Annotated in this window: 21 protein-coding genes and 1 riboswitch; of the genes, 4 read left to right on the top strand and 17 right to left on the bottom strand. The window is 39.7% G+C overall.

The annotated features are described in order from the left end of the window. Nucleotides 1-6 precede the first annotated feature (6 nt). The 4 genes from cobW to IF202_RS09500 form a co-directional block, all read right to left on the bottom strand. Nucleotides 7-1,086, bottom strand: coding sequence for a cobalamin biosynthesis protein CobW (cobW, locus tag IF202_RS09515; protein WP_191594678.1), 1,080 nt, complete (start codon nt 1,084-1,086; stop codon nt 7-9). Nucleotides 1,087-1,088: 2 nt separating this feature from the next. After that, nucleotides 1,089-1,898: a precorrin-4 C(11)-methyltransferase gene (gene cobM, locus IF202_RS09510; RefSeq protein WP_191594677.1), complete on the bottom strand. Its 810-nt coding sequence runs from the start codon at nt 1,896-1,898 to the stop codon at nt 1,089-1,091. Between the two features lie 19 nt (nt 1,899-1,917). After that, a complete protein-coding gene (gene cobJ / locus IF202_RS09505) occupies nt 1,918-2,694 on the bottom strand; it encodes a precorrin-3B C(17)-methyltransferase (protein WP_191594676.1) in 777 nt (258 codons plus the stop codon). 157 nt (nt 2,695-2,851) lie between these two features. Continuing rightward, nucleotides 2,852-3,190 carry an MliC family protein gene (locus tag IF202_RS09500; RefSeq protein ID WP_191594675.1) on the bottom strand — a complete coding sequence of 113 codons (339 nt, stop codon included), beginning with the start codon at nt 3,188-3,190 and terminating at the stop codon, nt 2,852-2,854. A 294-nt stretch (nt 3,191-3,484) separates the two neighbouring features. Continuing rightward, nucleotides 3,485-3,658, top strand: a riboswitch (FMN riboswitch). A gap of 119 nt (nt 3,659-3,777) precedes the next feature. On the opposite strand from IF202_RS09500, the gene IF202_RS09495 reads away from it, so the two are divergent. Then, complete coding sequence (locus IF202_RS09495) at nt 3,778-4,266, top strand: 6,7-dimethyl-8-ribityllumazine synthase (RefSeq protein ID WP_191594674.1); 489 nt, start codon at nt 3,778-3,780, stop codon at nt 4,264-4,266. 102 nt (nt 4,267-4,368) lie between these two features. On the opposite strand, the gene IF202_RS09490 is transcribed toward IF202_RS09495, so the two are convergent. Further along, on the bottom strand, nt 4,369-5,622 hold the full coding sequence (locus tag IF202_RS09490; RefSeq protein ID WP_235963435.1) for a leucine-rich repeat-containing protein kinase family protein: 1,254 nt from the start codon (nt 5,620-5,622) through the stop codon (nt 4,369-4,371). Nucleotides 5,623-6,092: 470 nt separating this feature from the next. Between IF202_RS09490 and IF202_RS09485 the strand changes: the two genes are divergently transcribed. Beyond that, nucleotides 6,093-7,589 (top strand): methyl-accepting chemotaxis protein, encoded by a 1,497-nt coding sequence (locus IF202_RS09485; protein ID WP_191594673.1) that lies wholly within the window; start codon nt 6,093-6,095, stop codon nt 7,587-7,589. A gap of 135 nt (nt 7,590-7,724) precedes the next feature. Here IF202_RS09485 and IF202_RS09480 read toward each other — a convergent pair whose 3' ends face one another. Next, on the bottom strand, nt 7,725-7,874 hold the full coding sequence (locus IF202_RS09480) for a DUF2496 domain-containing protein (RefSeq protein WP_191594672.1): 150 nt from the start codon (nt 7,872-7,874) through the stop codon (nt 7,725-7,727). A gap of 143 nt (nt 7,875-8,017) precedes the next feature. Here IF202_RS09480 and IF202_RS09475 point away from each other — a divergent pair, with 143 nt between their 5' ends. Next, complete coding sequence (locus tag IF202_RS09475) at nt 8,018-8,656, top strand: class I SAM-dependent methyltransferase (protein ID WP_191594671.1); 639 nt, start codon at nt 8,018-8,020, stop codon at nt 8,654-8,656. Nucleotides 8,657-8,816: 160 nt separating this feature from the next. Further along, on the top strand, nt 8,817-11,099 hold the full coding sequence (locus IF202_RS09470) for a YgiQ family radical SAM protein (RefSeq protein WP_191594670.1): 2,283 nt from the start codon (nt 8,817-8,819) through the stop codon (nt 11,097-11,099). A 147-nt stretch (nt 11,100-11,246) separates the two neighbouring features. Here the strand turns inward: IF202_RS09470 and IF202_RS09465 are convergent, their stop codons facing one another. The 11 genes from IF202_RS09465 to IF202_RS09415 all read right to left on the bottom strand — a co-directional run bounded on the left by IF202_RS09465 (nt 11,247) and on the right by IF202_RS09415 (nt 23,583). Further along, nucleotides 11,247-11,870: a hypothetical protein gene (locus IF202_RS09465; protein WP_191594669.1), complete on the bottom strand. Its 624-nt coding sequence runs from the start codon at nt 11,868-11,870 to the stop codon at nt 11,247-11,249. A 281-nt stretch (nt 11,871-12,151) separates the two neighbouring features. Next, nucleotides 12,152-13,489, bottom strand: coding sequence for a ribosome biogenesis GTPase Der (der, locus tag IF202_RS09460; RefSeq protein WP_191594668.1), 1,338 nt, complete (start codon nt 13,487-13,489; stop codon nt 12,152-12,154). 89 nt (nt 13,490-13,578) lie between these two features. Then, on the bottom strand, nt 13,579-14,712 hold the full coding sequence (gene bamB / locus IF202_RS09455) for an outer membrane protein assembly factor BamB (RefSeq protein WP_191594667.1): 1,134 nt from the start codon (nt 14,710-14,712) through the stop codon (nt 13,579-13,581). 2 nt (nt 14,713-14,714) lie between these two features. Then, nucleotides 14,715-15,356: a YfgM family protein gene (locus tag IF202_RS09450; protein WP_191594666.1), complete on the bottom strand. Its 642-nt coding sequence runs from the start codon at nt 15,354-15,356 to the stop codon at nt 14,715-14,717. Between the two features lie 62 nt (nt 15,357-15,418). Then, a complete protein-coding gene (hisS, locus tag IF202_RS09445; protein ID WP_191594665.1) occupies nt 15,419-16,696 on the bottom strand; it encodes a histidine--tRNA ligase in 1,278 nt (425 codons plus the stop codon). A gap of 9 nt (nt 16,697-16,705) precedes the next feature. After that, complete coding sequence (gene ispG / locus IF202_RS09440) at nt 16,706-17,818, bottom strand: flavodoxin-dependent (E)-4-hydroxy-3-methylbut-2-enyl-diphosphate synthase (RefSeq protein ID WP_191594664.1); 1,113 nt, start codon at nt 17,816-17,818, stop codon at nt 16,706-16,708. A gap of 8 nt (nt 17,819-17,826) precedes the next feature. Further along, nucleotides 17,827-18,822 (bottom strand): RodZ domain-containing protein, encoded by a 996-nt coding sequence (locus IF202_RS09435; RefSeq protein ID WP_235963433.1) that lies wholly within the window; start codon nt 18,820-18,822, stop codon nt 17,827-17,829. A 1-nt stretch (nt 18,823) separates the two neighbouring features. Beyond that, on the bottom strand, nt 18,824-19,549 hold the full coding sequence (locus tag IF202_RS09430; RefSeq protein ID WP_191594662.1) for a tetratricopeptide repeat protein: 726 nt from the start codon (nt 19,547-19,549) through the stop codon (nt 18,824-18,826). A gap of 42 nt (nt 19,550-19,591) precedes the next feature. Continuing rightward, nucleotides 19,592-20,707 (bottom strand): 23S rRNA (adenine(2503)-C(2))-methyltransferase RlmN, encoded by a 1,116-nt coding sequence (rlmN, locus tag IF202_RS09425; protein ID WP_191594661.1) that lies wholly within the window; start codon nt 20,705-20,707, stop codon nt 19,592-19,594. A 144-nt stretch (nt 20,708-20,851) separates the two neighbouring features. Continuing rightward, a complete protein-coding gene (gene ndk, locus IF202_RS09420; RefSeq protein ID WP_191594660.1) occupies nt 20,852-21,259 on the bottom strand; it encodes a nucleoside-diphosphate kinase in 408 nt (135 codons plus the stop codon). Between the two features lie 224 nt (nt 21,260-21,483). Then, a complete protein-coding gene (locus IF202_RS09415; protein ID WP_191594659.1) occupies nt 21,484-23,583 on the bottom strand; it encodes a putative bifunctional diguanylate cyclase/phosphodiesterase in 2,100 nt (699 codons plus the stop codon).

The raw sequence follows: 23,583 nt of genomic DNA, 5'->3' as shown, positions 1-23,583 counted from the left end.
ACTCGCTTAGGCGCTTAACGCATCATGCAAAATATTTTCAATTTCTTCTTTTTTGATGCCTTTACCAATGAAGACCAATTGAGTTTGACGAATTTCATCCGCTTCCCATAGACGGTCAAAGTAACGGTCTAATCGCGTTCCAACCACTTGAAACACTTGGCGCATTGGTTTGCCATGAACCGCAGCAAAACCTTTTACTCGGAAGATGTTATGTTCTTCTACTAATTGAGTTAACGTTTCTTGAAGAAGGTCTGATTGCACTTCGCCTAAGGTCACTACAAAAGAATCAAAGTGATCGTGTGCATGATCATGATGTGCGCCGTATGCGTGGTGATGATCGTGATGATTATGTACATGATCAATACGACTTTCTGTCGCAGCGTCAATGCCTAATAAAACATCTAATGCAGCCTCACCATTCTCGATATAAACGGTTTTCACTGTATTTGGCACTTCATGGGCAATGATTTTTTGAACGCGAGCACGAGCATCTTCATCTAATAAGTCATTTTTGCTGACGACGACTAAGTCAGCCGCACTTAATTGATCATCCAATAATTCTTGTAAGCTTGGGTCGTGATCAAGACTTTCATCTGCTTGGCGTTGTGCTTGTACTTGGTCTTCGTCATGGGCAAAGCGTCCTGCTGCAACAGCTTCGCCGTCGACAACCGTAATTACCGCATCAACCGTGCAATACTCTTTGATTCCTGGCCAGTTAAAGGCTTGAACTAAAGGCTTTGGTAACGCTAATCCGCTGGTTTCAATCAAGATATGATCAATGTCAGCACGACGCGCAACCAATTGTTCCATTACAGGCAAAAACTCTTCTTCTACTGTGCAGCAAATACAACCATTCGCTAGCTCGTAGAAACCATCGTCACTACGTTGACTACTTTCTTCGCCTTCTGGACAGTCCAATGGGCAAGAACGTAATAAATCAGAATCTATGTCGAGCTCACCAAATTCATTAACAATAACCGCAATGCGTTTACCTGCGGCTTGTTTTAATACATTAGACAATAAAGTGGTTTTACCACTACCTAAGAATCCCGTTACTATTGTTGTTGGTATCTTATTAAGTTGCATGATTAATCCTGCTCTGTAGGCTTTTTGTTTTTAGATTTATGCTCTTGTTTCAGTTTATGTATTGGACGAAAGATATGCGCTTGGCTTTTGTCGTATAAATAAGAATCCGCAAAATCTTCTGTATCCAGAACTTTCCCGACCAATATTAAACAGGTGCGAGTGAATTTTTTTTCCCTAACTTTTGCGACTATATCCGATAAGGTACCGATCACATAGTCTTGATCTGGCCAGCTGGTTCGATAACAAACCGCTATAGGGCAATCTTCACCATAATGTGGCAATAGCTCTTCTACTATCTTATGAATACGTGTGATACCAAGATGAATGGCTAAGGTCGCGCCACTTTGTGCCAACGCAGGCAAACGCTCACGCTCTGGGAAAGGTGTTTTACCTTCGTAGCGCGTCATGATGACTGTTTGTGACACGCCAGACAGCGTAAGTTCTTTCTTCAACATGGCTGCGGATGCAGCAACGGCACTGACGCCAGGAATCACTTCATAATCAATATCGAATGCTTCTAAGCGACGAATTTGTTCGCCAATTGCGCCGTACAATGCAGGGTCACCACATTGCAAACGTGCCACGTCTTTGCCTTCTTTTGCGGCTTTTTCAATGACGGCGGTGGTTTCGTCTAGATTCATTTCGGCCGTATCGTAAATGGCTTCTGCGGTATCACGCACGCTGTCGATCACTTGTGTTGGAATCAAAGAACCTGCATACAAAATAACAGGACAACGCGCCATGATTTTGACCGCTTTTACGGTCATCAAATCTGGATCGCCGGGGCCTGCACCAATAAAATAAACTGTCATGTGATCACACCCTTAATGATTAAAGTTTCTTTGAATAACCGCGTGGCGTATAAATCCAATGTTTATCACCATTTACTATGTGCTTGGTATCGGAATTACCCACACTTACCATAGTAAACATGTCCACGTCTTTTGCGTCTAATTCGCCAAGCGTTGTGAAGGTTATGTCTTCTTCTGGTCGCGTTAATTGTCGACCTATCATAACGGGGGTAGTTGCAGGGCGATATTGTAATAAAACATCACGAGCGTGATTCAATTGCCAATCACGCTTTTTGGATACGGGGTTGTAGAAAGACACCACAAAGTCGCCTGCGCCACAGGCGTGTAAACGTTTGTCGATAGTTTCCCAAGGCGTTAATAAATCGGATAATGAAATAGTGCAGAAGTCGTGGCCTAACATAGCACCAACGCGGCTTGCTCCTGCTTGCATCGCAGAAATACCTGGGATTACTTCAATTTCTACATCAAGCCATTCTGGGTGGTTTTCTTTACCTTGCAGCTGCAAATCTAAAAGTTCGAAAACTAAGGTTGCCATGGCGTAAATACCGATGTCTCCACTGGAGATTAGCGCGGTGGCTTTGCCTTCAGCAGCAAGAGACAGCGCTAAACGAGCGCGGCCTATCTCTTCTCCTAACGGTAAATCATGAAAAGTTTTTCCTTCACTCAACTCACCTAATAAATCTAAATAATAGCCGTAGGCGACCCAATCAGTACAAGCGTCTAACGCATGTGTTGCATTCGGTGCAACCAAACCTAAATCACCTGGACCCATGCCCATTACAAATAACTTGCTCATTCTGTCTCTATTTTCTGTCTGTATAAAGTCGAGCGTCTTTGACGCGAATGGCAGTATTGTACACGGTTTGGGTATTTGACGTGATGAAAACGCCAATTTTAAAGATGAGCATTCTTCAGGTAAATCTATTCAAAATAAGAAACGTTTAATATGTATTTTAAGCGTCGATACGCACTAAGTCACACTGGATCACATCCATATCATCTAGAATTAATTTTGCTTCCTTTTGGTGAACCCAAAAAGACGCGTCATCTGCTAAGTAAGAAGAACCAGATGCACTGACGATATGATTAAGTAAATACTCTTTACCCTCCCAAGTAACTTGGGCCTGCTCAGCATGAAACAAAACACTTAAAGGTTTCCCATTACAGGAATATACAGCAGCATTTGTTTGTATATTGCTTTCAGTTAAACCGTCGTTATTAAATGAACTACACGCCGTCAATCCAACAACAGCGAAAACAAGAATTGCATGTTGTAAAGGCGTCATTTTCATTACGTAAAGCTCCGTTTAAACATTAGACGATTGATTGCAATAAATTTGTATATTCAGCACTGGTCAGTATCAAAATACACCAATGGTTTGGGCTCTATTATATATCGACCAAACCTTTATAAACGCCCTGCTAATCGTAAAGTTTTCGTTATGATTTTCATCTTATATTTGCTCACATTTTTCGACTTTTTTTGACTCTTTACATCTTTCCTAATTATAGACACATTTGAATGCCAAACACGCTTTGACAGCGGGCTGTAAAAAAAAGTATATTTGCCCCATCGAATTTTTCGATTTCGTTCTCGGGGCGGGGTGAAATTCCCCACCGGCGGTAAAGACTGCACTTATTAAGTAACGTCTAAGCCCGCGAGCGCCTTTAAGCATTTTTATATTAAAGTGCTTTTAGGGTCAGCAGATCTGGTGTAACTCCAGAGCCGACGGTTACAGTCCGGATGATAGAGAGCGTGTCAGACAAGACCTATAGCGGAGTCGTATTCTTACGGCGCCGTATCATGGTATGCCATATAAATATGGCGTATTTGCCTGTCCGTTCGCCCTGATTCACCTTATATTTATAGGATTTTAAAATGAATCAGAGCTCAACGAATCACATTGATTTCACACCAGCAACAAAACGCATCGCGATTCTTCACGCAACGTGGCATGAAGAGATTGTATTAAATTGTGTTAACAGTTTTAAAAACGAATTGATTTCTCGCGGTTACGATGCATCGTTAATTGATATCATTCCTGTACCTGGCGCTTATGAAATTCCACTACAAGCAAAACTATTAGCAAAAAGTGGCAAGTATTCTGCCATTGCTGGCAGCGCGTTAGTTGTGGATGGCGGTATTTATCGTCATGATTTTGTTGCTCAAACTGTCTGCAATGCAATCATGCAAGTTCAATTGGAAACGGAAGTACCAGTTTTAACTGCTGTACTGACGCCACATAATTTCCATGAACATGATGAGCATAAAGATTACTTTAGCCGCCACTTCATTAAAAAAGGTGCTGAACTTGCAAACGCCTGCGATCAAGCTATTCGTTTGACTGAAAGCGCAAAAGCGTTGTAAACCTTATCTTTTGATAATGCGTTTTGAAATAAAAATGCCCGTTCCTCTTTCGAAGAACGGGCATTTTTTTTGACTAGCTTTTAACCGTTTTTCAACTGACTTTTAACTTAGACGACGAGACTCTAAGGCTTTATAAGCAGGGCTCACTTTATCTTTTTCTACGCACAAACTCAGCATGTCATCGATAAAGAACCCCAATGCTCGTTGCTCTATCTTCTCAATACCTTGCTGTTGTTCTAACGACAGATTTCCGTATTTTGATGCAGCACCAAAGTCACCGAACAAAACGCGGCCTTCTTCACTAATCAAGATATTGTGTGCATACAGATCACCGTGACTGACTTTTCGCAGACAAAAATGCGCGACCAAATTATCAACTTGCTCAATAATATGGGCAATTTTTTCAATCGAAAAAAACAGCTCCGTTGAAAAAGTATCTCGTGTGCAAGACACCAAACTTGGCGGCATTCCTAGATTAGTATAATGGGCTGGAATTAACCCCATCACCAAAGCAGAACGATCTGTCTCCACCACTTTTGCTAATGGCTTTACTAAATTGTCATGGTGACCAACCGCTAGACAAGCATCCAATTCATCCTCTGGATAACCGTCACTGGTGACTTCGCCTTTGAAAACCTTTACAGCAACCTCTTCAGGAAAGTTGAACGCATTACGCTCCCAAGTTGCTAGAGAAATAACACCGGATGCGCCCTGCCCTAATACTTGATGCAAAGCGAGGTCACAGAATGACACGGTTTTAAATTCATTATGTGGATCACGGTTGATACAAAATGGATTGCCCGAAAACGCTAACCAAGCTAAACGAGGTAGATTTAATAGTTGGTCTGGGAACGCAGCAAATTGATTGGCAGAGAGTCGTATCAATTCTAGCTTCTGGCAATTAACCATCGACATAGGAAGAGAGACCAAACGGTTTCCAGCCAATGCTAACTTTTGCAAACGGGTTAATCGACCACAGTCATCAGGCAATGCTTCAATTTGATTATCGGTCAAAATCAACCACCGAGTTTGGTCTGGAAGTGATGCTGATGAAACATGCCTAATTTGATTGGTTTTAAAGCCTATCATTTCGAGTTTTTTACATTGCCCTAAAATACTTGGTAATTCAGTAAAACGGTTGTTTGAACAAAATAGGATACGAAGCTCTGTTAATCTATGAAGATCATCCGGCAATTGGCTTAGATGATTATTAGATAAATCCAAGATTTCTAAACTATCAGCAAGGTCAAAAATAGCGTCAGGGAAGTTGGTTAGATTTTCGGACAACTGCAGGCGAGTGATGCCTTGTAGCTCTCCTTTTTTAAGTTTTTCTAGTGTCTGCAAAATAAAGCTCATAGTATCAAGAGTTCATTATTATACCTTATTCAGTCCAATCAAGAATAAATCGACCGGTTATTTTTCAGACTCTTTATTGTTTCCTAACTATCCATACGATTGAGCAATCGTTAATAAGAACTCTAGACAAGACAAGGTAATACAAATGAGAATCAGTCCAACAGGTTCCACAATCTATTACATTATCAAATCAAAAAAAAACAGAATTCTCTTATATTAATAAAAAGTTCTTATTCTATATTTTCAACTGATTGGTCAATTACTTAGAAGCATTCAGAGTAATACCCTTATTTTTTATAGGATATAGAAAAAAGAAATATCTTGGCTAGTAACCAATTAGTTAATAAAATTACTTCAATTAACCAATACTTATGAATGAAAAGGTTCTAGCTAATCTAATAAACTTTAAATTAAAAGTGAGCTTATAAATTTTCAATTAATTTTATAAGGCCATAAAAATGGAAATAATAATGACACCGTCGAAACAACGTACTTTAAAAAACGATTTATTTGTATACAAAGCTTTAATGGCTCAAGCGCCAGTATTGCTACTCAGTGGCCTTATAGGAGAAGCACTTTTTTCTTTTACCTTAATTGCCGCCGTAATTTTGATTGTCGCAACTCAAACCGTTTACAGCTTATTTAAAGGTCAACTGGCATTTTCTATCTTTGCCGGTATTTTAATGATGCTTGTTTCTTCCTTCCTAATTCAAAGCCAATTAGGGCTCGTTGAGATGCATTTCCATATATTTGCTTCGATGGTTGTTCTTCTTATCTATCAAAAGTGGCAACCTATTATTGCAGCACTTGTAACCACTGCACTTTATCATGTTGGTTTCATGTATGTTCAAATGGCTGGTGTTCATATAGGTGATATGCCGATTATGATATTTTCCGGACACCATAATATGGCTATTATGATTGTCCATTGCGCATTCGCCATTGCGGAAGCCGGTATACTTATATACATGGCTCACCTGATGACAAAAGAGTCTTCAGCTAACATAAAAATTGCCGCTGCAATCGAACAAATCTCCAATAAAAATGATTTGTCTATTCGCGTTGAGAATCCATCTTCAAATGCTGAAGTTTCATTAAATAACTTACTAGAGAAACTGTCTTCTTTGTTTAGTGATTACCAAAAAATTGCAAAAGTTCTTGTAAGTTCAAGCAATAAAATCAACAGCATTACAGATAAAGCTTGTACCAGTGTAGAAGAAAGTAAACATCGTTCTTTAGATACGGCATCGGCTACTGAAGAAGTGTCACAATCAATGAAATCAGTATCAGAAAGTAGCTCACAATCGGCCCACATTGTCCGCGAGTTAGAAAAAGATACGATAAATGATAGGCAGCAGGCACTTACTATCATGCAAGATATGGAGTTATTGGAACAAGATACCACCTCTATATCTGATTCTCTTCAAGCCTTAACATCTGAAGTTGACGCTATCACTCAACTGCTACAAGCTATACGCAGTATTTCTGAGCAAACAAATTTACTTGCTTTAAACGCGGCCATTGAAGCAGCAAGAGCTGGAGAAACTGGACGAGGTTTTGCCGTTGTGGCTGATGAAGTAAGAACACTTGCACAACGCTCTAGCGAATCCACTGATGACATTGAAAAAGTGCTTGAAAGACTAAACATCAGTGTTGATAAAACAGTGAGTTCAATGGAATCTGGTCAGAAAAGAACAAGTTTGAATGTTGAGCATACACTAAGTATTTCTAATGGCTTACGTAAAAGAGCAGAAGACGTTGGCAACATTGCAATAACGAGTCAAACGGTTGCTGAAAGTACTTTAGAACAGGATAAAGTCATTGCCTTAATAAGTGAAAAAGTAAGCGACAATGCTCAAGCCATTCAGCTTTTGTCTGAGTTAATGGAAGAGCTAATGCAAAGCAGTGACAGTATTTACAAGGTAACTCAAGAGTACGAAGAAAAAGCAGCATCCTTCAAAATATAATGCCCCTTTCGTTGCTTTAAAACTAACGCATAGCTCTTAAGGCGTTACGCTTAAACAGATAGTCGACCATATTCCAATAATCAGTTTGGAATATGGTCGATTTTTTATTGATATATCTAAATTTAGATCTTCACGTTATTCCTCTGCTTTAAGCTTAGCCTGAAAATCTGCTAATACTAACTCTAAAGCAGCTACGGCAACTTGACTCTTTACATTATTCGTTTCTAGTAATTCAATAAGATCGACTGCGAGCTGAACGTGCTTAGGTGCATTATCTAAAGACATAATATTTCCGTACTTAAAATGAAGCAATTGATGTGTAAAAATAGTCTCTGAACTATCTTAGAAATAGTTATCTAAGTCTATACTGAGATAAAATTTCTTCGAATACTCTTTATTCAATCTAGTATTTTTTAATAGAGGTTACTGTGATTACAAATGACTTTTGGTTAGACCGTTGGAAAGACGGACGCATTGGATTCCATCAAGAAGGAATAGATCCTAAACTCATTGAATTTTGGCCTACACTACCAAAAAACAGTCGTGTATTAGTTCCTTTATGTGGCAAATCCAATGACATGATTTGGCTAGCAGAACAAGGCTATCAAGTAACCGGTATTGAATTATCTCCCCTTGCTGTCGTGCAATTTTTAGGCGACAACGAATTATCTTACGAAACATATCACGAAGGTGAGCTTAAAGTTCATACGGTAAAAGAGTTACCTTTACGTATTGTAGAAGGCGACTATTTTACTTTCCAAGAAAAGAATTTTGATGCTTGTTATGACAGAGCCGCTATGGTGGCTATGCCAGATTCCAAACGTCAAAGTTATGTCACTCACACGCTTGATCGTTTATCCTCTAGTGCATTCGCTCTGGTCATTTCTCTAAAATATGATGGTGAAAATAGTGGCCCTCCATTCTCACTCGAAGATTCTTCTGTAATTTCATTATGGGGAAATCAAATTCAAAAAATTGCCTCTGAAAATCTGGTACAAACAAACCCACAATACAAAGAACGAGGCTATACTTTTTTTGAAGAAAGTGTGTGGCACATACAAGCATGAAAACAAAAACGAATGTATATCTCATTTTCTCTCAAAATTAAGATCTGTCTACCCTTGTCTTTTTCTGGGATAATACGGCACCATTTTTCACCGTTAACCGATGTATTCTCATAATAAAAGCTTACTAACGCTGATATTATACCGATACCAAGAGCAAATAATGATCAAACGACATAAAACAGCCAAGCACTTATTTTCTTACCCATTATATTGGGCTGAGTGTTACGGCGTTTCACCTTTTCTTCCTACGACTCGTGAAGAGATGGACGCTCTCGGCTGGGACAGTTGTGATGTCATTATTGTGACGGGCGACGCGTATGTAGATCACCCAAGCTTTGGTATGGCAGTACTAGGACGCTTATTGGAAGCTCAGGGCTATCGTGTTGGTATTATTGATCAGCCAGATTGGCGTAACACAAATGACTTTATGCGCCTTGGTCGCCCCAACTTATATTTTGGCGTTACTGCCGGAAACATGGATTCTTTAATAAACCGTTACACCGCTGATTTGAAAGTACGTAATGATGATGCCTATACACCTTACGGTGTTGGCGGAAAACGCCCCGATCGCGCCGTCATTGTGTATTCACAGCGCTGTAAAGAAGCCTTCCAAGACGTCCCTGTTATGGTTGGTGGAATTGAAGCCAGCCTGCGCCGCATTGCTCAATATGATTATTGGAGCAACGAAGTTCGTCGTTCAGTCTTAATTGATTCCACTGCTGACATTTTGCTTTATGGCAACGCAGAACGTGCCATTATTGATGTCACAAATGAAATGTCTCAAGGTAAAAGCATTAATGAGCTAACCAACATTCGTGGTACGACTATTGTTCGTGACACACCACCGGGTGGCTATACAGAAATTGACTCTACTCGTGTAGATTGGCCGGGGAAGATTGATCAGGTTTACAGCCCATACGAATACATTCCTGAAGGCAAGTGTCAGACTAAGGATGAAGACCCAGATGTCATGCCTATTCGTGTTATACCAGCGCCATTGCGCCGTGGCGAAAAGCTTGATCCTGAGAAGACCTACATTCGCCTTCCTTCTTTTGAAAAAGTCTCTAAAGACCCTGTTTTATACGCCCACACGTCACGTATTTTACACCTTGAATCAAATCCACATAATGCTCGTGCCTTGATACAAAAACATGGCAAAAAAGAAATTTGGGTAAATCCACCACCAATTCCATTAGAAACACCAGAAATGGATGGCGTATTTGATTTACCTTATGCTCGCGTGCCCCACCCTAAATACCAAAAAGCACGTATTCCTGCTTATGACATGATCAAAACATCGATCAATATTATGCGTGGCTGCTTTGGAGGCTGTACATTCTGTTCAATAACAGAGCATGAAGGCCGAGTGATTCAATCTCGGTCTCATGAATCAATTCTGAACGAAATTGAAGACATCAAGGCCAAAGTACCTGGATTTACAGGTCATATTTCAGACCTTGGTGGCCCAACCTCCAATATGTACACCTTGAATTGTAATGACGATGAAGTTCAAGCATCCTGTCGAAAACTGTCTTGTGTCTATCCTGTCATCTGTTCAAACTTAAACACAGATCACAGCCCGACCACATCCTTGTATCGTAAAACTCGAGCGATTGAAGGAATTCATACGGTATCGATTGCATCAGGTTTACGTTATGACCTAGCGGTAGAAGATCCTGAGTACGTTCGAGAACTTGTTACCCACCATGTTGGCGGCCTATTAAAAATCGCACCTGAGCACTCAGAGACAGACACATTGTCTAAAATGATGAAGCCAGGCATGGGATCTTATGACCGTTTCAAACGTATGTTTGATAAATATTCAAAAGAAGCGGGTAAAAAGCAGCATTTGATTCCTTATTTTATTGCTGCTCACCCTGGTAGCTCAGACGAAGACATGATGAATCTCGCACTTTGGCTGAAGACTAATGACTTTAAGCCAGACCAAGTACAAACCTTTTACCCATCGCCGATGTCAATCGCCACGGCTATGTATCATTCAGGTAAGAACCCGTTGAAGCCGGTGACCTATAAAAGCGAAGACGTTTATACACCGAAAGACGCTAAACAACGCGTTGTTCAGAAAGGCTTTTTGCGCTATCACGACCCAAGTAACTGGCAAGATCTGCGCAACACACTAATACAAATGGGTCGTCCGGATCTTATTGGTAATGGTGACAATAAACTGGTGCCTTCTGCGGATAAAGACAACCAAATCTCGCGGCGCCCGAAGAAAGCTCAACCAGGACAAGGTACAGGCGCCTCTCATACGTCAAATCGACCGACTATGGCTAAGAATGCAGCAACGGATAAAGCACGTAAGAAACAAGTAAACAAAGGCTCTTCGTCACCTGATACGCCAACAGGTCGCTCTTCTGGTACACCAGCGAATAATGGCGGCCAAGTCAAACGCCGTAAGTCGAAGGTCAAATCTCGTCAATAGAAAAGAACCAACCAATTAATACAAACCGCCCAATGACCAATAAAAAAGCGTCCTGTGTTTTATCTCTGTAATTTTTTAAAAGAAATACAAAGGTAAAACATAAGGCACTTTTTAAATTCTCTATTCGTTCGATAATGTTAATTGAGGTTAAGCTGGTTGAACTAGAAAAATCGATTGTCGATTTCTTCTAAGACAAACAAATACCAACTCAAGGGCGGAGATAAAGATCAGAGTATAACCAAAGGTTTCGATTCCTTCTTCCACTATATTTTTGACGATACGCATGTAAGAGTCTCCCATTACTGCTTGCCAAAATGCACCTCGCCCCATTAAGCGAGAAAAAGCCAATATAGCGAAAAAACCTGCAAGAAAAGTCCCAAAGCTGGCTTCTGAAGAATATGCTTTTAATGAAGCATAAGCTGAAGAAAATCGCCCCCATAGAAATACTAGAGCAAACACAATAATCAAACCAACAATCGTCTGCCATGCACCATCGAACACATAAAAATCCAACAAAGAGTCAGACTCACGAACAAGCATCATCGCTAATAATGCAGCAGCCAGTATCGAAGAAACTCTTAATTTTTCATCCAAATGCGCTGCATACAAAAATAACATACAGCTAAGAAAGGCCATAGTATCTTGCATATACTCAGTAAGAGAATGCTCACTGTATTCAGCACCAGACAATAACTGAAATCCCTCCAGAGAAATAAGCTGGGCAACCCCTGCGACAAAAAGAAGATAAATAAAACTACGAAGAAAAAACATAAAAACCTCAACTATTGAAGTTGGGATTTTAATGAAAAAAAAGTAAAAAACGATGTTATCTGAACAGATGACACCGTCATTACTTATTTACTACTCATATAATGCGATTTATTAACAAAGTGCTACCAATAGAGACCATACCAGTTAGTTGATTATGCCTATAACAGAGCCCAGAGAGGTTCGAATAAAATAATTTGATGCGTTTTAAACAAAAAAATCTCTAAGCAATTTTCAATAGAAAAGGCACTTAGAGATTTTTTAATTAGGACTAAAACCTACGCTTATTTCTTTGGTGCATAAGGATTTTCAGATGACTTAAACTCAAAAATAATTGGCGTACCAGTAATGTTAAGTACCGTTCTAAATTTATTTTCTAAGTAACGTTTATAGCTACCTGGAATGGAGTCTGTCTGATTACCATGAACTACGATTCTAGGAGGATTCGACCCACCTTGGTGTGCATATCGAAGTTTGATTCGACGGCTATTCACCATTGGAGGTTGATGCTCTGATACTGAGTCTTCTAGAATGCGCGTTAAACGGTTTGTAGACCATTTTGAGTAACAAGATTCATACGTACTTTCAATAGTGTCATATAGATCACCAACGCCTGTACCGTGTAATGCAGAGATGTAATGGACCTTCGCATAGGGAACAAAGCCTAGACGACGCTCAACTTCACTCTTAATATGCTCGCGCTCATCTTTTTGAAGCCCATCCCATTTATTAATAGCCAAGACAACACCACGACCAGCATCTAATACATAACCAATCATGTGAAGATCTTGTTCTACTAAATCTTCATGTGAATCAATAACCACAATCACAACGTTAGCATCTTGAATCGCTTGTAAGGTTTTAACGATTGAGAATTTCTCCACCGCTTCTTTTACATGCTTACGACGACGAACACCCGCTGTATCAATAAGAGTGTATTCTTTTTCGTTACGTGTATAAGGAATATAAACACTGTCACGAGTTGTTCCCGGCATATCAAAAACAATGACTCGATCTTCACCTAGCATACGATTCACTAAGGTCGATTTGCCGACATTTGGACGCCCGACAACTCCTATACGAATACCACGAGACTCTAAATTGATTTGGTTTCTAGCTTCTTCGATTCTTTCTGCAAATGGCACCATTACAACATCAATTAAGACATGCACACCTTTACCATGTGAGGCAGCAATCGGATGCAATGCACCAAGGCCCAATGAGTAGAAATCAGCTAATGCTATGTCTTCATTAATACCGTCTGTTTTGTTTACAACAACAAAAATAGGTTTATTAGATTTACGTAAATGATTAGAAATCATTTCGTCTGCTGGGTTTAGACCATGACGACCATCAACCAAGAATAAAACAGCATCTGCTTCTTCAATAGCGAGCATAGATTGGCGCGCCATTTTTTCATCAATACCCTGTTCATCACCACTGATACCACCAGTATCAATAACAATAAATTCATGCTCACCAATCTTTCCATCACCATATTTACGATCTCGAGTAAGGCCTGGGTAATCTGCTACCAAGGCGTCACGGGATTTCGTCAACTGATTAAAAAGCGTTGACTTGCCAACATTGGGTCTACCAACCAATGCAATAACTGGAATCATTTTTTTACCTATAAAAATACAAAGCGGCCACCATCCTTTTAAGGAATGGCAGCCTCTTAAAAATCGCTAGCAGAAATCAAAAACTGATTTCAATAGCTTAATGCCGTCACGTTAGAGTCCGGCGTAAGAATAAATAATTTTTTGCCACTCGCCACCATACGACTTCCTGATGGGTCATTATTATCCGCTCGTTTTTGTGCAACCACTTCGCCTGTTGTTAAATCAAGCAAATGAACATAGCCACCTCTATCCATGACTGCAACATAGTCACGGAAGAACTCTGGTGAAATTAAATCACGTTCAACAAGGGTCACGTTTTGCCATATTTCTGTGCCATTTTTGGCATTCAAGAGAATAACATTGCTCTCCATATCAACCACGGCAAGTAACTCTCCCTGAAGAGCAACTCCCACAGAACTAGAAATACTGCGTTGCCACACAGTACGCCCTGTATTAATAGAAATAGCAGCTACCGTGCCATTGTAAGCGACAGCATATACAACGCCATCCCTTACAACTAAACGACCGTCTAAGTCACTTAATCGCTCTATCTCATAACGCCCTTCTGCTTTACCTATCTCATAAGACCAAAGTAATTTACCTTCTTGAAGAGAATAGGCATTCAATTTGCCATTGGCAAAACCAGCCATCACTTTACCTTCAGAGATAACCGGAGCACTTGTACCGCGTACAGTTAAAGATGGCAAATCTTCTTTGGCACGCCAAAGTGTATCACCTGTCTCTGCATCTAACAGACTTAACCATCCATCGGCTGTTTGAACAGCTATCTTACCAGCAGCATAAGAAACTTCTGATAACATTTCTGAACTTAATGTTTTTTCCCATAGGACAGATTTACTTGATAAAGAAACGGCAACCAGTTGAGCATCATAGGTTCCAAAGTACAATACATCACCCTGACGAGTTACTCCTGCACTTGGTTTATACGCTGTTGGAACAAGATTTTTTCTGTCTCCATCTTCTTGCTCTAACTCATAAACATTGCCTTCATCAGTAACAAAGAATAAAGAATCATTTTCTGCAACAAGATTAAAGCGTTCGCTAGTTTCTCCGAAATTACCATCAACACCGGTACGCCAAGATGTTTTCAGGTTAACCTTATCATCTAGGCTAGGCAGATCCGCTAGCGGAGGTCTAGCATTGGAACAGCCTTGAATACTTAAAACTGCAAACAATAAAACGACAAAAAAAGACTTACTCATAGTTAGCCCTTCACCAGATCCCTGAGTTTAATATCAAGCAGAGGATGAGTAATACCAGCACCCAATGCTGCACTTGCTTTTTCATAAGCAACACGTGCATCTTCACGCTTACCTTGCGAGATGAAAATATCACCAAGAAGCTCTTGTTTCTGTGCAATAAATTCAACTTCTGCTACGTCTTCGGCACGAACAATCGCCTCTGCATAGTTTTCTTGCTGAAGCAATAAACGTGCTACTCGAAGGTTCGCAATAGCAACAAAAGCAACATCTTCTGTTTTTCCAATAGCCGTATCTAACGCTTTAATAGCTTCATCATATTTTCCATTCTCAGCATCAACACGAGCTAAAAATAATTGCCCAAACATGGCATAACCGGTATCGCCATAATCATCAGTTAGTTGATTGGCAATAAAAGTAACTGTCTTCTGATTGTCTTCATCACTTAAATCAGCCGCAGCTTGAACAAGGTTTTGATACAAGGAAGAGGCTTCACTCGTATAGTTTGCCTTGCTAGTTTGCCATGCTTGTAAACCAAAATAGCCGCCTGCAGAAACCGCGATGGCAAGAATTAACATCACACCGTTTTTCTTCCACCAAGCTTTAAATGCTTCGATTTGTTCTTCTTCAGTTTTTAACTCTGCCACTTTTACTTCCTCATCCAAGTCGCCGCTTTATTTTTTATAAAACGGTACTTTATTTAATCGAATTATAGTTTTCTATCAATAATGTGTTCAGTCACGTTATCTAGCGAACAAGATGTTTGCTGACCTGTTGACATATTTTTGACTTGGCAAATGCCTTGATCTACTTCGTCTTGGCCCAAAATAATTGTGAATTGAGCATCTGAGCGATCTGCTTTTTTCATTTGGTTTTTAAAGTTACCGCCACCACAATGTCGTAACACAACAAGATCAGAATTACTCTCTCGCAAGCATTCAGCAAGTGTGAAAGATGCTAGTTCAGCGTCGTCACCCATACTGATAATAAAGACATCAATAGAGAATTTTGCAGCATCAGGAACAAGATCTAAGGTTTCGAGTAATAAAATTAAACGTTCAATACCCATTGCAAAACCAACCCCAGGGGTTGCTTTGCCACCTAATTGCTCAACAAGGCCATCGTAGCGTCCACCAGCACAAACCGTTGCTTGTGAACCAAGATGTGATGTAACCCATTCAAAAACTGTTTTACCGTAGTAATCTAATCCACGCACTAAACGACGATTAATGACATAAGGTACATTGTTGGTTTCAAGAATCGCTCGTAATCGTTCAAAATGAGCTTGCGACTCTTCGCCAATAAATTCTTCAAGACTTGGGGCATCTTTCAAAACTGCTTGTGTAGATTCGTCTTTAGAGTCCAAAATACGCAACGGATTCGTCGTTAACCGACGCTGACTATCTTCATCAAGTTGATCTTTAAACTGTACTAAATAGTCAACTAAAGCGGCTTTATAAGCTTCACGTTCAGACGCTAAACCAATTGTATTTAATTGCAGCTCAACATGCTCTAAAAGCCCTAGCTTTTGCCACATACGAGCAGACAGAATAATCAATTCAGCATCAATATCTGCAGATGCTATACCAAAAGATTCCACACCTATCTGATGGAACTGACGGTAGCGACCTTTTTGTGGGCGCTCATAACGAAACATTGGCCCGGTGTACCATAATCGTTGAGTTTGGTTAAACAACAACCCCGCTTGGTCAGCAGCACGTACACAGCTTGCCGTTCCTTCTGGTCGCAAGGTTAATGATTCACCATTACGGTCTTCAAAGGTATACATTTCTTTTTCTACAATGTCAGTTGTTTCACCAACACCACGTTTAAACAAATCTGTATTTTCAACAATAGGAAAACGAATTTGCTGATACCCATAAGACTTAACAACATCCGCTACTGTTTTTTCAAGATACAGCCAAACAGAAGATTGATCAGGTAAGATGTCATTCATCCCTCTAATCGCTTGAATTTTTCGAGCCACAATGGATCCTTAACTTTTCACAATAATATTGGCCAATTCCCGCTCTTTCACGGAGGCTTTGTCACGAATCATTTTTTCTAAATCATCAACAAGTGTTTCATTTTTCGTTTTACTGTTTGGCTTACCATCTTGATAAATCAAATTATTTGGAGAGCCTCCAGCAAGACCTATGTCTGCCTCTTTGGCTTCTCCTGGTCCATTGACTATACAACCTATTACAGCGACATCCATCGGAACGACGATATCCTCAAGACGTTCCTCTAGTTCATTCATCGTTTTGATAACATCAAAATTCTGACGAGAGCAGCTAGGGCAAGCAATAAAGTTAATACCACGATTACGCAATTTTAAACTGCGCAACATATCCCAACCAACTTTTATTTCTTGTACAGGATCAGCAGCAAGTGACACTCGTAACGTATCGCCAATACCATCCATCAACAATAAACCAAGGCCAATTGAAGATTTTACCGTACCTGAGCGTAAACCACCCGCTTCAGTAATTCCTAAATGTAATGGATTATCAATCTGGCTGGCTATTTTTCGATATGCTTCTACTGTCATGAATATATCGGATGCTTTTAAACTCAGTTTATATTCATGGAAATCTAATTCATCAAAATATTGGATTTGACGAAATGCCGATTCTACCAATGCATCAGGTGTTGGCTCACCGTATTTCTTCTGTAGGTCTTTTTCTAAAGAGCCTGCATTTACGCCGATACGAATTGGAATATTTTTATCACGAGCGCAATCTACAACGGCACGTATACGATCTTTGTTACCAATATTACCTGGATTAATCCTTAAACAATCAACGCCATATTCAGCTACTTTTAAGGCGATTTTGTAATCAAAATGAATGTCTGCTACCAAGGGAATTGAAACCTCTTCGCGTATTTTCTTAAAAGCTTCAGCAGCATCCATAGAAGGGATAGAAACACGAACAATGTCAGCGCCTGCATCTGCGATAGCACGAATTTGCGCCACGGTTGCATCCACATCACACGTCTCTGTGTTTGTCATACTCTGAACGCTAATTGGCGCACCACCGCCAACAGGTACATTTCCGACCATTATTTGGCGTGAATGACGGCGTTTAATAGGTGATTCAAAATGCATAAGAGTCTCTATTTCAGCTCAAAACGAGCCAGTTCTTTGTTTGTGAAAGAAGAAAAATCAAACGCTTCGCCTTTGTACTTCAAAGATGAAACGCCTTTGGCGTAACCCAGAACCACTCGATATGGTGCATTACCAGTTAATGTTAATGTACTGCCTGCAGACTTCACACCAGAAAACAAAATTGTACCGCTAGTATCGCGTATCTCAGTCCAGCAATCTGAAGTAAAGGAGATAACAATATCATCTAAGTAATCCGCTTCTTGTGGTGCAATAGGCTCTTGCACTTCAACTTTTTTTGTCGCTTTAACAACTTCGTCTGGGCTCACTCCAGCTTCTTTTAAAATAGCGACAGTTTCTGCTGATAAGCCTGTAACAACATTTGAATCTGTTGAGTTTGATTCTACAGAGTTATTGCTCTCTACCGCTGTAGAGGTAGAGTCCGAATCCACTGTCAAAAGTGGCTCCTCCTCTATAATTGAAAGCTGCTCCTCTTCAGTTGACGCAATAGCAACTGGAGCACTAACTTCTTGCGCTTGAGGAGCCTCAGCACTTTCACTAATATCGTCGTTCAAATCATCAGAAGAAGTGTTTGTGGAGTTGGTTGGCCACCAAAAAACTAAAAACACTAAGATAGCGACAATTACTACTGAAATAAAAATAACAATAGGATCGCCCAAATGTGTTTGTTTGTGTATTTTATCGACGGGTTTGATTGTCGACTCTGCGTCTGCCCGCTGACTCTCGAATGCACCTAGTACTTCAACGTAATCTATATCAAGAAGTCGGCAATAGCTTTTAAGAAAACCACGAGCGAAAGTAACAGAACGAAAATAATTAAAATTATTGGCTTCAAGTGCCTGTACTTGATCAATGGCGATTTTTAATTCTGTAGCAACGTGCCTCTCATCAAACTCTAGCTCTAATCTCTTTTGCTTTAATCTACCACCGATATTGATATTACTACTTACACTTTCAGGAGCATTCATTCGAACGTCAGTTGTCATTTTAATACCTTGAGCCATTCAGACATGTAAAGTTACTCGCAGATAAATACAGTGCAGGGTCAGTCTCGCGTGCATTTAATTGCCGCGACAGACAGTTGTATTCATCAAAATGCACCGATCCTTGGGCAATTTTTTTACTAGCCTGGATATTATTAAGAATAATGCGAGCTTTGTAATCACTACCCTGTATTAAAACAAGATTGAGCTCTGTCATCAAACCAATCAGAGGCAAATCCGCAATTTCTTTTGCCTGTTTCAAGTAGATTTCAGCTAAATTTACGTCTTCCTGACGTATTGAACATCTGGCAAGGTTAATTTGCACAGATTGGCGTTTTAGCGAGTCTCTTTCATCTGCTTTTTTAAAGGCAAGACAAGCATCACCCCAACGCGCTTTTTGCCCTAAGAGAACGCCATAGTTATTTAAAATAAAACCATCATTTGGGTATTTAGATAATGCATTTTCATGTAGCGCCAGTGCCTCTTCATAACGATCTAAGCTCAGTGAATAAAGGCTCAATAACCGCCAATACTCTCTTCCTTGATGAGGTTCACTAATCTGATCTAATTTCTGTTTAGCCAGAGTGGTTTGCCCAAGCAATAGATGCGCCTGAATAAAAGAAAGTTTTTTACTTTCTGATATTAATGAAGGGTCAGGAGATACAACTTGATACGCGCAAGAAATAGAAAACAAACAGCACAATAAAAAAGGGAATCGCAATAATTGCATACAGACATCCTTGTCTTATATAAAATTAATCAATCACACAAATTAACTTTTCACTTCTCGCAATTCAATGTATTTCTGACTACGGCGCGTTTTATCTTGGAAGTCACCCACTAACTGACCGCATGCCGCATCAATATCATCACCGCGGGTTGTTCTAACCGTGACGGTATAACCGGCATCCGCCAATATTTTTTGGAATCGACGAGTACGATTATTAGAAGGCTTTTCATAACCAGAATTTGGGAAAGGATTAAATGGAATCAAATTGATTTTACATTCTAAATCTTTCAGCAATATCGCTAATTCATGTGCCTGCTCTTCATTATCGTTCACACCTGACATCATGGTGTATTCAATAGTAATGTGTCGCTTATCTGGCAAATTAGCCAAGTAATGCTGACAAGCTTCCAGTAGCTCTGCAATTGGATACTTTTTATTGATAGGAACCAATTCATTTCGAAGTGCATCATTTGGTGCGTGTAATGAAATGGCTAACGAAACATCGGTACGTTTCACTAACTCATATATTTTTGGCACAACACCAGAGGTACTCAATGTTACTCGACGCTTTGACATACCATAAGCATGGTCATGCATCATAAGGACCATTGCATCAACTACAGGCTCAAAGTTCATCAAGGGCTCACCCATCCCCATCATAACAACATTCGTCACCCGACGAGGGCCATTTGGATCCATTGGACCAAATGACTTAATCGCAATCCATACTTGACCAATAATCTCTGCTGGGGTTAAGTTGCGATTAAAGCCTTGCTTACCTGTAGAACAAAAGCTGCAATCCAACGAACAACCTACTTGTGATGACACACACAAAGTCGCACGATTCCCATCAGGAATTAACACCGTTTCTACGCAGTCGTTGTTACCGCCTTCAGTACGAATAATCCATTTGCGTGTACCATCTGTCGATATTTCTTGAGAAACCACTTCAGGTCCACGAATTTCACAAATTCCTTCCAGCTTTGCTCGCAACGCTTTACTTACATCGGTCATTTCTTCGAAGCTTTCAGCACCCTTCTGATGAATCCACTTCATCACTTGAGTCGCACGAAATTTCTTTTCGCCAATGGATTCAAAAAACTCAATCAGTTTTTCAGGAGGTAAACCCAATAGGTTTACTTTTTTGATGTCTGTCATAATAAAAATCGCTTGCTACGGATAGCATTAAGTGTAAACGAAAAAAGCCTCTGAAAAGGAAAGCCTTTTCAGAAGCCTCTGTAAAAAAAGCGGACTATTGCCCGCTTTCTTCATATCGAACGGACAATAAGTCCTATCGATCAATTACTTACCGAAGAAGTAAGCAATCTCACGTGTTGCAGATTCAACAGAATCAGAACCGTGTACAGCATTTGCATCAATAGACGTTGCGTAGTCTGCACGCAATGTACCAGCAGTTGCTTCTTTAGGGTTAGTTGCACCCATTAGTTCACGATGACGAAGGACAGCGCCTTCACCTTCAAGAACAGAAACAACAACAGGACCAGACGTCATGAAAGCAACCAAATCTTTGTAGAATGGACGCTCTTTATGCTCAGCATAAAAACCACCAGCTAGTGCGTCGTCTAGTTGAATCATTTTTGATTCAACTATTTTAAAACCAGCACGTTCAAAACGAGTGTAAATTTCGCCAATTACGTTTTTCGCAACAGCATCAGGCTTGATGATAGATAGAGTGCGTTCTAACGCCATGATATAACTCCAAAATTAATTTTAAAAGGCGATGCTTTTGCATGGCCCAGGACATAAAAGTTCAGCGCGTGGATTATACGCATCAATTGATGAAAATTGTATGCTCGAAACGTTTTTTTTTACTTGTTTATGGAATGACTTGAATTGTGGCTCAAATGCCCATTGAACACTTAAAATAAGATTATGGAATGCTTAACCATAAAACCGTACCTTTGATTTTAAAATCAAGTATTCAGTAATGCACAAAATGCTTTATATTCTAAAGGTTTACTGAACAAGTAACCTTGCACAAACTGACAACAATACTCCTTCAAAAGGTCCCTTTGGGCCTCTGTCTCTACGCCTTCGGCTATCACTTTCAATTTTAAGCTTTTTGCCATACCAATAATGGCTTGAACGATAGCTTGGTTGCTGTCATTCCCGATTAACTCAAAAATAAATGACTGATCAATTTTCAAGAAATCTATCGGTAGCTTTTGCAGATAAGACAAAGAACTATACCCGGTTCCAAAATCATCAATAGCAATTGTAATCCCTAATGCTCTTAACTCTACTAGGAATTCGCTTATTCTATCGAAGTCATTAACCAGAACACCTTCTGTCAATTCAAGCTCAAGATAACTTGCATCAATTTCACTAGAAACAATACTTTTTTTAATGAAATTCAGTAGGCCATTATCACTAACTTGGGCAGGAGACAAATTCACCGATAGCTTAATATATTTGTGTTGTCGATGGAGATCCATCAATAGACTAATGGCTTCTTTAATAACCCATTTCCCTATCGTTACAATAAGGCCAGTTTGCTCAGCAACCGGAATAAATTCTGCTGGTGACACCATACCTACACCAGGGCGATCCCAGCGAAGCAAGACTTCAGCTTGCACTATTCTACCGGAAGCTAGGTCGAGAATAGGCTGTAAATAAAGCTCAAACTGCTCTTTTTCTATTGCTTCACGCAGAGCCGACTCCAAATCCATTCGCTTGAGGGCGTCATCTTTAAGGTCTGTTGAGTAGAATTGAATAGAGCTCTTTATATTTTGCTTTGCTGAAAAAGAGGCTAAATCAGCATATTTCATTAAATCTTCTGCACTAACTCCATCCTCAGGATAATGTGCCGCACCAATACTTAAGCCAACATTACATTGGCATTGCTCTAAAACATAATAGGGCTCACTAACCACTGATATCATATTATCAGCAATTAGCTTACACCTATGCTGACTTACATCTCTTATTATCACAGCAAACTCATTACCACCTATGCGTGAAAATATATCATTTGTATTTAATAATGGTGCAATACGAGACACAATTTCTTTCAGAACGATATCGCCAGCAGCAAACCCAAACGCTTCGTTAGTACGCTTTAAGTGTTTAACATCCAATATCATCACGTAAAAATCTTGATTGATGCCAACCAAACGTTCAAGGTATTGCCAAAAATATTGTCGATTGGGTAAATTAGTCAGAGAATCAAAATAGGTTAATTTCTCATTACTCTGTTTAAGGTATTTTTCACGTGTGATATCGGTTATTAAAAACAGCCAAAAAAGATTATCGCCCATCTCATTTTTGAGAGGACATATTGTCAATTGCAACCAACGACTAAGTGCGGGAGGCTTCAGCCAATAAAGCTCACCGTTCCATAAACTTCCTGTTAGAAGTATTCGCTGCAACTCTGGAAATTGATCACGACAAAGATCCAGTAGCAAATTAGAGGGTTCTTCTGGAGCTTGCATTTCAAAAAGGTTATACAGTGCAGGATTTTGATGAAGAGAGCACATATCCTTATCGAATATTGCAATGCCAAATTCAGCATTATCTGCAACATTCCTTAACTTTAAGAGTGAACTCTCTTGTCTTTCAGCGCCAGACGTTAATGACTCAACTCTAGCCCTAATAAGATCGTGTTGTTCTAAAACTTTATCGTTTGATAGTAATAATTCACGAGCAGATTGAAGAGTACCTTGTCTTTTATTAAATTCACCTTCCATATTAAAAAGAACTAAGTAAGCATTCCCTTTACTGAAAATAGCAGAGGCTTCTAATCTCAATAGATTGCCTTCTGTTTGCTCACTCCAAATACCTGAACTAATGCGACCATCCGCTTTTAATGTCCAAAATTCATTAGCGTCATAAAGAAAGTCGACAAGGAAAAAAGGCTCATTATTAAGAACGCATATATCACCCTGTGTTTTATTTGAGAATAAATCAGTGAACCAGGTATCGTTATCATGGAGTACTTTAAATTTATCGCTTCCGATCCACTGTAAAACAGCACAATCAAAGAGCCCTAACTCCTGAAAAAACGATGCATTCAT

The organism is Marinomonas colpomeniae, from assembly GCF_014803385.1.
Classification (GTDB): Bacteria; Pseudomonadota; Gammaproteobacteria; order Pseudomonadales; family Marinomonadaceae; genus Marinomonas; species Marinomonas colpomeniae.
The sequence above is the reverse complement of the archived record's forward strand: the minus strand, read 5'-3'. Positions and strand labels throughout refer to the sequence as shown.

Bases quoted from the DNA above. Each gene is read 5' to 3' on its own strand.
- bamB (WP_191594667.1), bottom strand. From the start codon at position 14,712: ATGAGTAAGTCTTTTTTTGTCGTTTTATTGTTTGCAGTTTTAAGTATT.
- cobM (WP_191594677.1), bottom strand. From the start codon at position 1,898: ATGACAGTTTATTTTATTGGTGCAGGCCCCGGCGATCCAGATTTGATG.
- cobJ (WP_191594676.1), bottom strand. From the start codon at position 2,694: ATGAGCAAGTTATTTGTAATGGGCATGGGTCCAGGTGATTTAGGTTTG.
- ispG (WP_191594664.1), bottom strand. From the start codon at position 17,818: ATGCATTTTGAATCACCTATTAAACGCCGTCATTCACGCCAAATAATG.
- IF202_RS09435 (WP_235963433.1), bottom strand. From the start codon at position 18,822: ATGACAACTGACGTTCGAATGAATGCTCCTGAAAGTGTAAGTAGTAAT.
- IF202_RS09480 (WP_191594672.1), bottom strand. From the start codon at position 7,874: ATGTCTTTAGATAATGCACCTAAGCACGTTCAGCTCGCAGTCGATCTT.
- IF202_RS09430 (WP_191594662.1), bottom strand. From the start codon at position 19,549: ATGCAATTATTGCGATTCCCTTTTTTATTGTGCTGTTTGTTTTCTATT.
- ndk (WP_191594660.1), bottom strand. From the start codon at position 21,259: ATGGCGTTAGAACGCACTCTATCTATCATCAAGCCTGATGCTGTTGCG.
- IF202_RS09470 (WP_191594670.1), top strand. From the start codon at position 8,817: ATGATCAAACGACATAAAACAGCCAAGCACTTATTTTCTTACCCATTA.
- rlmN (WP_191594661.1), bottom strand. From the start codon at position 20,707: ATGACAGACATCAAAAAAGTAAACCTATTGGGTTTACCTCCTGAAAAA.
- IF202_RS09415 (WP_191594659.1), bottom strand. From the start codon at position 23,583: ATGAATGCATCGTTTTTTCAGGAGTTAGGGCTCTTTGATTGTGCTGTT.
- IF202_RS09490 (WP_235963435.1), bottom strand. From the start codon at position 5,622: ATGAGCTTTATTTTGCAGACACTAGAAAAACTTAAAAAAGGAGAGCTA.
- der (WP_191594668.1), bottom strand. From the start codon at position 13,489: ATGATTCCAGTTATTGCATTGGTTGGTAGACCCAATGTTGGCAAGTCA.
- IF202_RS09465 (WP_191594669.1), bottom strand. From the start codon at position 11,870: ATGTTTTTTCTTCGTAGTTTTATTTATCTTCTTTTTGTCGCAGGGGTT.
- IF202_RS09495 (WP_191594674.1), top strand. From the start codon at position 3,778: ATGAATCAGAGCTCAACGAATCACATTGATTTCACACCAGCAACAAAA.
- IF202_RS09485 (WP_191594673.1), top strand. From the start codon at position 6,093: ATGACACCGTCGAAACAACGTACTTTAAAAAACGATTTATTTGTATAC.
- cobW (WP_191594678.1), bottom strand. From the start codon at position 1,086: ATGCAACTTAATAAGATACCAACAACAATAGTAACGGGATTCTTAGGT.
- IF202_RS09500 (WP_191594675.1), bottom strand. From the start codon at position 3,190: ATGAAAATGACGCCTTTACAACATGCAATTCTTGTTTTCGCTGTTGTT.